The organism is Micromonospora sp. R311 (genome assembly GCF_056780015.1).
In genome coordinates this window covers 1-13,391 of sequence record NZ_JBSWCE010000048.1, presented here as the reverse complement: position 1 = coordinate 13,391, position 13,391 = coordinate 1, and the positions used below count along the sequence as shown (strand labels likewise).

At 73.7% G+C, this 13,391-nt stretch carries 11 protein-coding genes; all 11 read left to right on the top strand.

Annotated features, from left to right (window positions below; all coding sequences use genetic code 11):
- The first annotated feature begins 4 nt into the window (after positions 1 to 4).
- Entirely contained in the window at positions 5 to 4,294 is a 4,290-nt protein-coding gene (locus tag AC1WTP_RS30320; protein WP_481652664.1) for a toxin glutamine deamidase domain-containing protein, read from the top strand.
- Positions 4,291 to 4,731: a hypothetical protein gene (locus AC1WTP_RS30315; protein ID WP_481652663.1), complete on the top strand. Its 441-nt coding sequence runs from the start codon at positions 4,291 to 4,293 to the stop codon at positions 4,729 to 4,731. Before AC1WTP_RS30320 ends, AC1WTP_RS30315 begins: the two co-directional genes overlap by 4 nt.
- A gap of 65 nt (positions 4,732 to 4,796) precedes the next feature.
- On the top strand, positions 4,797 to 5,393 hold the full coding sequence (locus AC1WTP_RS30310) for a DinB family protein (RefSeq protein WP_481652662.1): 597 nt from the start codon (positions 4,797 to 4,799) through the stop codon (positions 5,391 to 5,393).
- Between the two features lie 215 nt (positions 5,394 to 5,608).
- Entirely contained in the window at positions 5,609 to 6,286 is a 678-nt protein-coding gene (locus AC1WTP_RS30305; RefSeq protein WP_481652661.1) for an endonuclease V, read from the top strand.
- Between the two features lie 281 nt (positions 6,287 to 6,567).
- Positions 6,568 to 7,746, top strand: a complete 1,179-nt coding sequence (locus AC1WTP_RS30300) for a hypothetical protein (RefSeq protein WP_481652660.1) — start codon at positions 6,568 to 6,570, stop codon at positions 7,744 to 7,746.
- 68 nt (positions 7,747 to 7,814) lie between these two features.
- Positions 7,815 to 9,200, top strand: coding sequence for a phosphomannomutase/phosphoglucomutase (locus AC1WTP_RS30295; RefSeq protein WP_481652659.1), 1,386 nt, complete (start codon positions 7,815 to 7,817; stop codon positions 9,198 to 9,200).
- A 61-nt stretch (positions 9,201 to 9,261) separates the two neighbouring features.
- Positions 9,262 to 9,444 carry a Trm112 family protein gene (locus tag AC1WTP_RS30290; protein WP_013731721.1) on the top strand — a complete coding sequence of 61 codons (183 nt, stop codon included), beginning with the start codon at positions 9,262 to 9,264 and terminating at the stop codon, positions 9,442 to 9,444.
- A complete protein-coding gene (locus AC1WTP_RS30285; RefSeq protein ID WP_481652658.1) occupies positions 9,441 to 10,637 on the top strand; it encodes an SIS domain-containing protein in 1,197 nt (398 codons plus the stop codon). The genes AC1WTP_RS30290 and AC1WTP_RS30285 overlap by 4 nt, the downstream gene beginning before the upstream one ends.
- Positions 10,638 to 10,713: 76 nt before the next feature.
- On the top strand, positions 10,714 to 11,721 hold the full coding sequence (locus AC1WTP_RS30280) for a cation diffusion facilitator family transporter (protein ID WP_481652657.1): 1,008 nt from the start codon (positions 10,714 to 10,716) through the stop codon (positions 11,719 to 11,721).
- A gap of 3 nt (positions 11,722 to 11,724) precedes the next feature.
- The gene (gene manA / locus AC1WTP_RS30275) at positions 11,725 to 12,888 is read left to right on the top strand and encodes a mannose-6-phosphate isomerase, class I (protein WP_481652656.1); all 1,164 of its coding nucleotides are present in this window, start codon (positions 11,725 to 11,727) and stop codon (positions 12,886 to 12,888) included.
- Positions 12,889 to 13,237: 349 nt separating this feature from the next.
- On the top strand, positions 13,238 to 13,391 hold a 154-nt coding region (locus AC1WTP_RS30270), incomplete at its 3' end, for an adenosylhomocysteinase (RefSeq protein ID WP_481652693.1).

The window sequence follows — 13,391 nt, the reverse complement described above, 5'->3', positions numbered from 1 at the left end:
CCGGATGAGTCTGCTGCCGAGCCCTGTCCCGCACCCGCTCGACTACTCGCCCTGGGAACTGCCCGGCTGGGTCTACGAGGCCCTCGACTGGGTGGTCGGGGTGGAATGGCCGGAGGGGAACGAGCGGGCGGTCTGGGACCTCGCCGACCAGTGGTACGCCGTGGCGGGCGCGCTGGCCGGCCCGCAGGCCGACGCGGTCGCCGCCGCGACGGAGGTACGCGACGGGTACGGCGGCGTGGGCGCCGTCGCGGTCGCCTTCGACACCGCCTGGCGCCGGGTGGCCGAGGGGGACGAGGCTCCGCTGCCGGTGCTGCTGGCGATCAGCACCGACCTGGGCCGGCTGGTGGAGGAGTGCGGCTGCGACATCGAGGCCGCCAAGCTCGAGGTCTGGATCGAGCTGGGCATTCTGGTGGTCGAACTGCTCTCGCTGGCGGTCGCGACCGTGCTCACCGCCGGTGCGGCGTCGCCCGCGGCCGGTGCGGCGATCACCGCGACCCGGTTGGTCGTGCGGCAGATATTCAAGCGGCTGATGGGCCAGCTGGCCCACAAGTCGCTGCGGCAGGGGCTCAAGGAGGCCGGCGAACGGGCGGCCAGGGAGGTCGCCCGCGACGGTGCGCGGGGGATGGCCCGGCGCGCCGCTCTCGGCGGGCTCACCGAGGCGGGCGAGGAGGCGGGGGTCAACCTTGCCACCCAGGCCTACCAGAACTCGACCGGCCGCCGGCACGGACTGGACGTCACCGACCTGGGCACGTCCGCGGTCGGTGGCCTGGCCGGCGGGGCGGTGGCGCCGCTCGCCGGGCTGGGCCGGCACGCCACCGGGCGCGGAGCGCGGGTCGGCGAGCACGTGGTCCGGGAGATGACCGGTGAGGTGCTGGCCGAGCAGGCCGCGGGTCTGGCCACCGGCCAGGGGCCGACCTCGCTGGAGGATGCCGCCCGCGCCGCCGTCTCGGGCGCCCGTGGGTCCGTCACCGGGCAGGCGGACGCGGCGCTGCGGAGCCGGCTCGACGGGCAGTTGAGCGCGCTGGCCGGGGTGTCGCTCGCCCCGATGGACCCCGGGACGACCGTGCCGGGCCGAGGGGTCGAGGTGCCGCCCGCCCCAGCCGTCCAGGCCAGCGCCGAGTCGTCGGCGGGCGGTGCCGAACAGGTACGCCAGGCGGCGGAGCAGGCGATTCCCGCCCAACGAAGCGTGCCCGGTGCCGACGCCGTCCCTGCACCGGTGGACGGTGCAGGGACGGACGATCCGACGAGCCGCTCCGCCGACCGGAGCCCCGCGGCCGAGATGGGCGACGGCCGGCTCGCTACGCACGAGGTCCTCCGCGGTGGGCCGGCGGCCGTGGACGTCGCTGTCGCCACTGCGGCGGGGCCCGCGACCAGCCCGACTCTCTCCGCAGTCGGGCCGGTCCAGCCGGCGACCGGCGCGAGTGGATTGACGGCGGCTGGCGCCGATGTCGGGATCGGTGCCGGTGCCCCGGCGACCGGCAACGCCACGTCGACCGGTCCGACGCCGACCACGTCGAGCAGCGGGTCGAGTGGGGTGGTCACGACCGGGCCGGCGCTTCCGGTGGCTGGTGCGACACCGCTTGACGACGGGACGAATCGGATCGCGCCTCCGCGTGCCATGGAGAGCGGTAGCTCGGCGCTGATGACCGGCGGCACCGTCGAGCAGAGGCCGGCGTCTTCGTCTGCCCGGTTCCCCCTGCTCGACGCGCTCGCGTCCACGCGTACGCCGGCGCGTGCGGTACCGCCCTCGCCGACGTCGGAGCGGAGCGACTTCGCCCCTCCGCCGGGCGCTCCGAACCGGGATGCCCGACAGTGGGCCATCGATCGCGAGGCGTTCGAGCGACACCGGTACCGGGGCTACTACGAATCCCAGCGAGCGTGGTTCGAGGAGAACCGCCGGCTCGACGAGGCTGCCCGACTGTGGGCGCGCGCCGAGGAACACCACCAGCGGGCGCGGGACTACACCGCGTATGCGGTGCACCTGCACCGAACGGGCCACGAGTACCTGGCCGGGAACTGGCAGCGGAACGCCGACGACGAGACCCGGGCGTACGGCGAGTGCCTGGACCTCGCCGACGCGGTGTTGGCCGGATCCGCCGTGCCCTCCGTGGTCGGCGTCCACGACCCGGCGGACTTCCGGCGGATCAACGACGACGTCGGCGACCTCGCCGTCGGCGCGGTCGAGACGGCCGACCGGTCGGCCCTCACCGGCGACGACGACCCGCCGCCGATCGACCGGTCCCGCAACTACGGCCGGCCGGGCGGGCTGCGCCCGCCGCTGGCGCTGCACCAGACCGACGTCGAACGGCGGGTGCCCCGGGAGCCCGACGGGAGCGTGACCCGCACCGCCGACCCGAGGCGGGGCGACTGGTTCCGGCTGCTGAACGACGGCGGGCCGGCCGCCGACCCGACCCGCGGCATCAACTGCCTCGACTGCACCCTGTCGCTCTTCGACACCTGGGTCCACGGTCGGCCCCGGGTGTCCGCTCCCCGCACCTTCGACGCCTACCAGGTGGGCGACGTGACCCGGCCGCTGGACGGTGAGCGCGACGGTGTGGGGCGGATCGAGGACGTCACGGGGGGCCGCTTCCAGCGCCTCTGCCAACCGGAAGCCGGGATGACGCCCGGCGAGCGACGACGTGCCATGGAGACCGGCTATCGCAACCTCCACGACCAGTTGCTCCTCGGTGGCCACGGCAGTTTCGCCTACGTCATCAACAGTTGGGAGCAGGGCGGGTCCCACATCTGGGTGGCCCTCAACCAGAACGGGACGGTGCTCTACCTCGACCCGCAGACCGGCCGGATCGGCGACCAGCCGCTGTACCGGCACTCGGGCGTCCCGCATCCCCGCAACGCGGTGGACGCCGACATCCTCGTCCTGGGCCCGGACGCGCGGCCGATGCCGATGGCCGGGCTGCGTCGGGGGCGGTTCAGCGCCCGCCCCGACCTGCCGGAGTACCCGCCGGCCGTCGACGACGAGGGGTACGGCGAGCCGTACATCAACCGCATGCACCTGCTGGACGGCCCCGGCTCGGTGGCTCCCGGTGGCCCGGTCGGCGGCAGCACTCCGGACGACGGCGAGCACGGGAGCGGGTCGACCACCGGTGAGACAGTGCCCGACCCGGCGCGGTTGCGGGAGAGCCGCGAGCGTGCACACCGGGAGAGGGTGGCGCACGGTGTGCCGATCGGCGACGTCCTGGCCGCCGGCCCGGATCTCGTCCACGTCTTCGCCGCCGGAGTCACCCCGACCGAGCTGGTGGCGGAGCTGGACCACCCGTCCCTGCGACGACTCGTACCGCACCTCGACGATGCGGCAGCGCATGATCTCGTGCGGCTGTGCGCGGATCCGCGGACACGGACCATGCTCGACGGTGTGTGGCGGGAGCCGCCCCGCGGTGAACCGATGCTCGCCGAGACGCTGGTCCGGCAGTTGGTCGAGCGGCCGGACCTGGTGCGGATGATGCTGGCGACACCGGAACTGATGGCCTCGTTGACAGCCCGGCCGCTGACCCTGCACCACCTGGCCAGCCACCAACAGGCAATTGACGTCCTCAGCTCGGCGTTGAGCCGCGTCGCCGAGGATGGCGTGGCGGTCACCGCGACGGACGTCCTCCCGCCGGAAGGAGCGATCAGTGTCGAACAGCAGGCAATAACGAATTCCGTGAATCCTCCCAAGCGCAAGCTGACGCAGCCCGGATTCGACCCTCTTCGTCTCCATGACGAAGGCTACCGGTGCAGCTATCTGGACACGCTCTACTCCGGGGCCACGGCCGCTCAGCAGGAGCTCAACGAGTTGGTGGTCGCGGTTGCCGGCGAGGATGGTGCGCCGGACTGGCGGAGGAAGCCGAAGGATCGTCAGCGGACGCTGGACAAGATCGCTGAGTATGGGAATGACGTGTCCTTGCTCAAGGACCTGGCGGCCGCCCGCGTCCAGTTCACAGACCTTGACGCGCTGTATCAGGGACTCCAGCGTGTGAGCCGGGCGGACGGTGTCGTCGTGCTGGCGAAAAAGGACCGTTTCCTGCAGCCCCAGGTGAGCGGCTACCGCGACGTGCTGCTGAGTCTGCGGATGTCGAACGGACACATCGCGGAGCTTCGCCTCCAGCTCGCTGTCCTCGATGACGTCGCTGAATGGGAGCATGCCCTCTACGAGATCCGCCGCGACCTCGACTCGATCGCTGAGGAGGGCGGCCGCTCACTGACCATTGCCGAGGTTGCCATCCAGAATGAGCTGCTGCGACGGGAGCAGCGAGCTTTCGAGTCAGCTCTTGAACGTCGAGAGGCGGAGCGGTGAGCGCATCAGGCGTCGGTCGGGTGCCGGCCTTCTTCAGTTACTACGAGTCTCCTGTGAAGTTGGTCGCCGATCCAGACGGCGGCGTCGTGGCGTATCGCCTGTCGAAGGACACCGGGGGTTGGTATCGAGCAGACAATCTCATCAATCGGTTGCTCAACGTCGGTGGCGACGAGATTGACCGGTTGACCCGCGACGAGTTCATCCAGTACACGGAGTTCGATCGCGCCCGGTATCTGCGGGGGGAGGGCCCGGTCTTCGCCCTGTACGAGACGGTCCGCGCGATCGAGGACGTCGCGGATGCTGAGCGGCGTTCGTTGACCGGATCGGAGGCTTCGCTGGTTGCCGGCATCCGGCGACGCACCTTCGTCATGTTCGAGGAGCAGCTTCAACGCGCCGGCGACCCGGGTGCCGACCCGTCGCTGGCCGAGGAGGGCTAGACGCTCCCCGCCGGACACGGGAAACCGCGTTGCGGACCGCGTCCGGCTGAAGCAGGGTCGCTGGCATGGCCGACTCACCCGCAGACCACGACACCCCCGCCACCGACCGGCCCGTCCGGCGCTTCGCCTGGTCGAACATGTTCGTGCACCCCGACCACGATCCGCGTTCCGACGGGGGCTTCGACGACGAGCGCACCATCCTGGTGGAGTACCTCCGCGACCAGCGCCTCACGTTGGAACTCAAGTGCGCCGACCTGGACGCCGAGGCGCTGGCCCGGCGGGCCGTACCGCCGTCGACGCTGTCGCTGCTCGGCCTGGTCCGGCATCTGGCCGAGGTGGAGCGCGGCTGGTTCCGGCGGGTGATGGCCGGCCAGGAGGTGTCGAAGGTCTACCCCTCAGAGACCGATCCGGACCTGGACTTCAACGGTGCGGTGGCCGGCCCCGAGGTGGTCGCCGAGGCGTGGCGGAACTGGCGGGCCGAGGTGGAGTTCGCCGAGCGGCTGGTCGCCGAGGCGCCCGATCTGGGGGTGAAGGGCCGGAAGCGGGACGGCAGTGAAATCTCGCTGCGCGAACTGCTGGTGCACATGATCGAGGAGTACGCCCGGCACAACGGCCACGCCGACCTGCTCCGTGAGCTGATCGACGGCCGCGTCGGCCAGTAGTGGACCACCGCCGGCCGGAGACGAGTGGGCGCGACGGACCGGCTCGGGCGCTCGGCGGACGCCCGCCAGCCGGACCGGCATACGCTCAGGCGGTGGCGCAGGAGGACCAGCGGTCGAGTTCAGCGGAGCGCCAGCGCGGTGATCGACACGGATTCCCGGATGTCGCGGTATCCAGGGCATCGGGGCACCGCGATATCCCGCAACCGGAGTCGACCATGACGGTGCTCGTTCCGCCGGAGAGTGTCGCGGAGGCGATCGCCGTACAGGACCGGCTGCGGCCGCTGGTGGACCTGGCCGGGCCGGGGCCGGCCGCGCCCGCGACGGTGGCCGGCCTGGACGTCGCGTACGCCGAGAGCGGCGACCGCCTCGCGGCGGCCGCCACCGTGCTGGATGCCCGGACCCTCGCGGTGGTGGACAGCGCGGTCAGCGTCGGCCGGCCCGCGTTCGGGTACGTCCCGGGGCTGTTCGCGTTCCGCGAGCTGCCCGCCCTGCTCGACGCGCTGGACCGGCTGACCATCCGTCCGCAGCTGCTGGTCTGCGACGGGCACGGGCTGGCCCACCCGCGCCGGTTCGGGCTGGCCTGCCACCTGGGTGTGGTCACCGGCCTGCCGGCGATCGGGGTGGGTAAGACGCCGCTGGTCGGTGGGTGGACGCCGCCGGCCGAGGGGCGGGGCGCGTGGTCGCCGCTGCGCGACGCCGACGAGATCGTCGGGCGGGTGCTGCGGACCCGGGACGGGGTGAAGCCGGTCTTCGTCAGCGTCGGCCACCGGATGAGCCTCGACAACGCCACCACCCAGGTGCTGGCCCTGACCCCGCGGTTCCGGCTGCCGGAGACCACCCGGACCGCCGATCGGCTCTGCCGCCAGGCACTGGCCGCCGCCGCGTCGTCCTGACGCCCTTGGCCGCGCCGAGCCGGGCGGCGCCGCGCCGAGCAGGGCCGCGCCGGGCCGCGCTCGCGGCGCCACGCCGGACAATCCCGCTCGCCACCTCGTCGGAACACGCGCCGCCGGCGGTGGGTCGCCATCCTCGTGGGACGACTTCGCCGGACCGCTTCGACGACGTCGACGGTGGGTAATACGGCGCACATCTGGGGCGCTCTATGACCAGGGCCGGTCCGGCCCCGGTAGTAGCCTGACCGACGGTCCCCCGCAGGGGGAGGAACGGCGAGGTGATCATGGCGGTGCGTCACGCAGCGCGGTTGGCGACGGTGTGTGCGTTGCTGGGCGGCCTGGTGGCGCTCGGCGGGTCGCCGGCGCTGGCCGACGACGACCAGGTCCGGGTGCGCTCGGCGGGCAGCTTCACCGCCGGTGGTTCCGCCGAGGGCGTCTCGGTGGAGGTACGCCGGCGCAAGGACGGCTGCGTGCTGCTGCGCACCGCGCTCGGGCTCCGCCTCTCCGGCGTCCGGGCCGACCAGGTGACCGTGCAGGTGAACTACGGCGGTCGCTGGTTCCCGGTGCCGGTCTCCGGTGGCGGGGGCAGCGTGGCCAGCACGACCACCTCGCCGCCGAACCCGCGGCTGTGCAAGGGCAAGAGCATCACGGTGCGCTACCGGGTGGCGTTCGCCGCCGCCGCGCCGAGCGGCCGGCTGACGGTCGCCGGTGAGGCGACCGGTGCCATGGGCCAGCTGCTGGGTCGGGGTGCGGACGCGTCCCGGGTGGTCGGCGGTCGCGCCTCCGCGTCGCCGACGCCGTCGAAGAAGCCGTCGCCCACGCCGAGCGCGCCGCCCACCGAGGAGGCCGTCGAGGACGTGTCGCCGGTGGCCGCGCTGGCCGCCGGCGGGGCCGCCTCGAACGCCGCCGAGGAGTCGTCGGGCGGTTCCCTGGTGATGTTCTTCGGCATTGCCATGGTGGCCGTCGGGATCCTGCTCATCGTGCTGCTGTTCCGCCGCTCCCGGGTCGACAGGGAGCACGTCGACGGCGTACCGCCGGTCCCGCTGCCGGGGAACCCGGGCGGCACCACCTACCGCTCCGGGCAGGGCCCGGCCGCGCCGGTCCGGCCCGGCCCGGTCTACGGCCAGCAGCCCCCGGCCACCGGCGGGGTGTACGGCGGCACGCCCGCCCCGCGTCCCGCCGGTGGGGTGTACGGCGGCCGCCCGACCGCTCCGCCCGAGGCGACCCAGGTGATGCCCGGCCGGCACGCCGCTCCCGCCCCGCCGGTCTCCGGTCCGCCCGCCCCGCCGGTCTCGGGTGCACCCGCTCCGCCGGCCTCCGGCCCGCCGCACCCGCCCGAGCCCCGGCAGCCCGGGGGGTCGCCGGCCGCACCGTCCTCGGCGCCGCCCGGGCGGCCCGGCACCCCGCCGGAGCCCGACGACGGGGGCGACCACACCGCCTTCATGCCTCGGCTACCCGGCTGAGCCGGGCAGCCCGGCGGCCCTCCGATACGCTCAGGCCGTCGATGACGTGCGGCTGAGGAGTGGAACCGGTGTCTGATCTGTCCCAGATCGTGAAGGCTTACGACGTCCGCGGGACGGTGCCTGACCAGTGGGACGAGCGTGCCGCCGAGGCGCTCGGGGCGGCCTTCACCCAGGTGCTCAACGACGCCGGGGAGCCGGGCGAGGCGGTCCTCATCGCGCACGACATGCGCGCCACCGGGCCCGGCCTGGCGGCCGCCTTCGCCGCCGGCGTACGCGCCGAGGGGCGCTCGGTGATCGAGCTCGGGCTAGCCTCCACCGACCTGCTCTACTACGCCTCCGGCTCGCTCAACCTGCCCGGCGCGATGTTCACCGCCAGCCACAACCCCGCCCAGTACAACGGGATCAAGATGTGCCGCTCCGGCGCCCGCCCGATCGGGCAGGACAGCGGGCTGGCCGAGATCCGTGACCGGGCCCAGGCGCTGCTCGACAAGGGGGAGACCCGTCCGGCGGGCGAGCCGGCCGCGCCCGCCGAGCGGCGCGACCTGCTCCCGGACTACGCGGCGTACCTGCGGGAGTTGGTCGACCTCTCCGGCATCCGGCCGCTGAAGGTGGTCGTCGACGCCGGCAACGGGATGGGCGGCTACACGGTGCCGACGGTGCTCGGCGATGCCGCCCTGCCGGCGCTGCCGCTGGAGATCGTGCCGCTCTACTTCGAACTCGACGGCACCTTCCCCAACCACGAGGCCAACCCGCTGGACCCGGCCAACCTGGTCGACCTGCAGCGCGCGGTGGTCGAGCACGGCGCGGAGATCGGGCTCGCCTTCGACGGCGACGCCGACCGCTGCTTCGTGGTGGACGAGCGCGGCGAGCCGGTCTCGCCGTCGGCGATCACCGCGCTGGTAGCCGCCCGCGAGCTGGCCAAGCACCCCGGCTCCACGGTGATCCACAACCTGATCACCTCCAGCGCGGTGCCGGAGATCATCCGTGAGCACGGTGGCGAGCCGGTGGTGGCCCGGGTCGGCCACTCCTTCATCAAGGCGGAGATGGCCCGGACCAACGCCGTCTTCGGCGGCGAGCACTCCGCGCACTACTACTTCCGGGACTTCTGGTTCGCCGACACCGGCATGCTCGCCGCGATGCACACGCTCGCCGCGCTCGGCGAGCAGTCCCAGCCGCTGTCCGTGCTGGCCAGCGTGTACGAGCGGTACGTCGCCTCCGGCGAGATCAACTCCACGGTGGCCGACCAGGCGGCGAAGGTCGCCGAGGTGCGGGCCGCGTACCCGGAGGCGGAGGCCGACGAGCTGGACGGCCTCACCCTGCGCTTCCCGGACGGCGCGTGGTTCAACCTGCGCGCCTCCAACACCGAGCCGCTGCTGCGGCTGAACGTCGAGGCGCCCACCGCGGAGCGGATGACCGCCCTCCGTGACGAGGTGCTCGACCGGGTTCGCCGATAAGATCGCCTGCGCCGGTCGGCACCGCCGCCCGTGACGCCGCATACGTGGAAGGAGCCGCGCCGTGGCCCTGGACCCGCAGTTGCTGGAAATCCTCGCCTGCCCGGACACGCACCACGCCCCGCTCGACTACGACGCGCAGGCGCAGACGTTGACCTGCACCGAGTGCGGCCGGATCTTCGAGGTCCGCGACGACGTGCCGGTGCTGCTGCTGGACGAGGCGCGCGGCCCCGCGGAGCGGTCGTGATCGACGGTACGGCCGGGGTCAGCGGCCAGCGTGACGCCGACGAGGCCCTGCTCGACGACCCGGAGGCGCTCGCCGAGCGCGACCCGGGCGGCATGCTGCGGCACACCGCCTCCGCCGGGGCGCAGGTCCGCGAGTCGGCCGCACTGGCGGCCGAGGCCAACCTCCAGGTGCTGGCCGACGAGGGGCGGCCCCGAGCGGTCGTCATCGCCGGCATCGGCACCGCCGGGCGTACCGGTGACGTGCTCGCCACGGTCGCCGGTCCGCGCTGCCCGGTGCCGGTCATCCCGCACCGCAGTGCCGGTGTGCCCGGCTGGGTGGGCGCCGCCGACGTGGTGATCGCGGTCAGCGCCTCCGGCCGCAGCCCCGAGGCGCTCGGCGCCGCCGAGGCGGCGCACCGGCGGGGTGCCCGGCTGGTGGCCGTCGGCGCGCCGGATTCGCAGCTCCAGTCGGTGGCCGAGCGGGCCCGCGCCCCGTTCATCCCGGTGCCGCGGCGCGCGCCGGCCCGGGCCAGCCTCTGGGCGCTCACGGTGCCGGTCCTGCTGGCCGCCCGTACGCTCGGGCTCGTCAAGGTCAACGAGGCGGACCTGGCGGAGACCGCGGCCCGGCTGGACGCGGACGCCGACCGGTGCCGGCCCACCGCGGAGTCCTTCGTCAACCCGGCGAAGTCGCTCGCCCTCGGCCTGGCCGGGTCGATCCCGATCGTCTGGGGGTCGTCGCCGCTGGCCACCGTCGCCGCCCGCCGGTTCGGCGACACGCTCTCGGCGAACGCCCGCTACCCGGTGGTCAGCGGGGCGCTCGGCGAGGCCGGTCGGGGACGGGTCGGCCTGCTCGACGGCGTCTTCGGCGGCCTGGTCGAGGGGGGTCGGGACATCTTCGCCGACCCCGAGGAGAGCACCGGCGACGCCACCCGGCTGCGGCTGGTGCTGCTGCGCGACGGCGGGCTCAACGCCGAGGACGACACCGACGAGCCGCTCGCCGTCGAGGAGCGCCGCGCGGAGGCGGTGCAGACCCTCGCCGAGCGGCGGGGGGTGCGCTGCGACGTGGTGACCGCCGAGGGCGGCTCGGCGTTGGAGCGGCTCGCCTCGCTGATCGCGGTGCCGGACTTCGCCTCGATCTACCTCGCGCTCGCGCACGGACTGGACCCGATGGCGGTGCCCGCCATCACCGAGATGAAGGAGCTGGCAAACCAGTGAGCGAACGCAGTGAGCGAGCCATCCGGCTCGGCAGCGCGGCGCCTCGCGCCGCCGCGCGGCGGAGCGGAGCGGCGGCGTGAGCGCCAATGGTGGGACGAAGGCGATCGTCGCCGCCCTGTTGGCCAACGTCGGCATCGCCATCACCAAGTTCATCGCGTTCCTGCTGACCGCCTCGTCGTCGATGCTGGCCGAGTCGATCCACTCGGTCGCCGACTCCGGCAACCAGGCGCTGCTGCTGCTCGGCGGGCGCCGGGCCAAGCGGGCGGCCACGCCGCAGCACCCCTTCGGCTACGGCCGGGAGCGGTACATCTACGCGTTCATCGTGTCGATCGTGCTGTTCAGCGTCGGCGGCCTCTTCGCGCTCTACGAGGCGTACCACAAGTGGTCGCACAAGGAGGGCATCCACGAGTGGCAGTGGGTTCCGGTCACCGTGCTGGTGGTCGCCATCGTCATGGAGTCGTTCTCCTTCCGTACCGCGATCAAGGAGTCCAACCTCGTCCGGGGCAAGCAGTCCTGGGTGCACTTCGTCCGGCGGGCCAAGGCCCCGGAGCTGCCGGTGGTGCTGCTGGAGGACCTGGGCGCGCTGGTCGGTCTGATCTTCGCGCTCTTCGGCGTCGGCATGACCCTGATCACCGGCAACGGCCGGTGGGACGCCGTCGGCACCGCGATGATCGGCGTCCTGCTGGTCGTCATCGCGATCGTGCTGGCCATCGAGACCAAGAGCCTGTTGCTCGGTGAGGGCGCCGAGGCGCACGACGTCGCCGCGATCGAGAAGGCGATCACCGACGGCCCCGAGGTCGAGCGGATCATCCACATGAAGACGCTCTACCTCGGCCCCGACGAGCTGATGGTCGCCGCGAAGGTCGGTGTGCCGGCGTGCGACAGCGCCGAGGAACTGGCCCGGGGCATCAACGCCGTCGAGGCCCGGATCCGTGCCGCCGTGCCGATCGCCCGGGTCATCTACCTCGAACCGGACATCTACAGCGCCGCCGCCGCGCAGGCGGGCACCGGCACGGCGGCGCACACCGCCTCGCCGCAGCCGGAGTCTGGTTCGGACGAGGTCGCCGGGCGGCCCGGAAGCTGATTCGTGGAACTGCTGTATGGGCCGATCAAGGACTACGCCTGGGGGTCCCGCTCGGCGCTCGCCGAGCTCCAGGGGCGCCCGGCGCCGGCCGACGGTCCGGAGGCCGAGCTGTGGCTGGGCGCCCACCCGGGCGCCCCGGCCACGGTCGATCGGGGCGGCGCCCGGGTCAGCCTGGCCGAGCTGCTGCGCGCCGAGCCGGGGCACTGGCTCGGCGCGCCGGTGGTCGACCGATTCGGCGCCCGGTTGCCGTTCCTGCTCAAGGTGCTGGCGGCAGACGCGCCGCTGAGTCTGCAGGCGCACCCGGACGCCGAGCAGGCCCGGGCCGGGCACGCCGCCGACGCGGTCCGCACCGACGGGCACCGCAACTACGTGGACCCGTACCACAAGCCGGAGCTGCTGGTCGCGCTCACGCCGTTCGAGGCGCTCTGCGGTTTCCGGGACCCGGCGGTGTCGGCTGCGGCGCTGGCCGCGTTCGGCGTACGCGAGCTGGACCCGGTGGTGGCGGCAATGCGGGCCGGGCCGGCGGGCCTGCGTGACGCGGTACGGCTGCTGCTGACCTGGCCGCGGGCGGAGCGGGAGGCGCTGCTGGCGGCCGTACGGGCGGCGGGGCTCACCGGGCCGGACGCGGAGCTGGCGCAGGCGTTGGCCACCGCCTACCCGGGCGACCCGGGCGCCCTGGTCGCGCTGCTGCTCAACCGGGTGCGGCTGGCGCCGGGCGAGGCGATCTGGATGCCGGCCGGCAACCTGCACGCCTACCTGCGCGGCACCGGCGTGGAGATCATGGCGGCCAGTGACAACGTGCTGCGGGGCGGCCTGACGCCCAAGCACGTGGACGTGCCCGAACTGCTCCGGGTGCTGCGGTTCGAGGTGCTGGCGGATCCGGTGGTCCCGCCGCGTCCGGTGGCGCCCGGGGTGGTCTGCTGGCCGGTCCCGGTGGAGGATTTCGCACTGCACCGGGTGACCGTGGGCCCGGAGGTGCCCGAGGTGAAGCTGGCGCTGGCGGGGCCCCGGGTGGTGCTCTGCTGCGGGGGCGAACTCGTGGTGGACGACGGCTCGGGGGCGGTGACGCTGGGGCCCGGCCGGGCCGCGATCGGCTCGGCCGCCGCCGGTCCGCTGGTCGTCGCCGGAGCGGGTCATGCCTACGTGGCGACCACCGGCCTGCGCTGAGCGGCCCGGCCCTGAGCAGGCGTTCCGCGCGGTGAGCCGGCACCTCAGCCGAGTGGCAAGTCCGACTTTCCCGAAATAGCTTGACGCGCTCCTCGCTCAGTGTGACTCTATGGGTGCGCAGCGTTATCGCGACGACGGTCCGAGAACGCGCGGGGGAACCAAACCGGGGGGATGCACGGGGCGGCCGGCGAGTGGATGGAAAGTCCGTCCACGACCGACCGCCCCGTGCGCTGTCCGCCGGCCGGCTCCGTCGACGCCCCTGCCCGCTGTCCGCCGGCCGCCCCCTGCGCCGTCCACCGAGACGCGTAAGGTGGGGGGTCGCGCAGGACAACGTTCGACAGGAGCTTCCATGACCAGCACCCTCCCGGCGTCCGCCAGCGGCACGCCGTCCGAGGCCCGGCCGCGCACCCTCGCCGAGGGCGACTACAAGGTGGCGGATCTGTCGCTCGCCGAGTTCGGGCGTAAGGAGATCCGGCTCGCCGAGCATGAGATGCCGGGTTTGA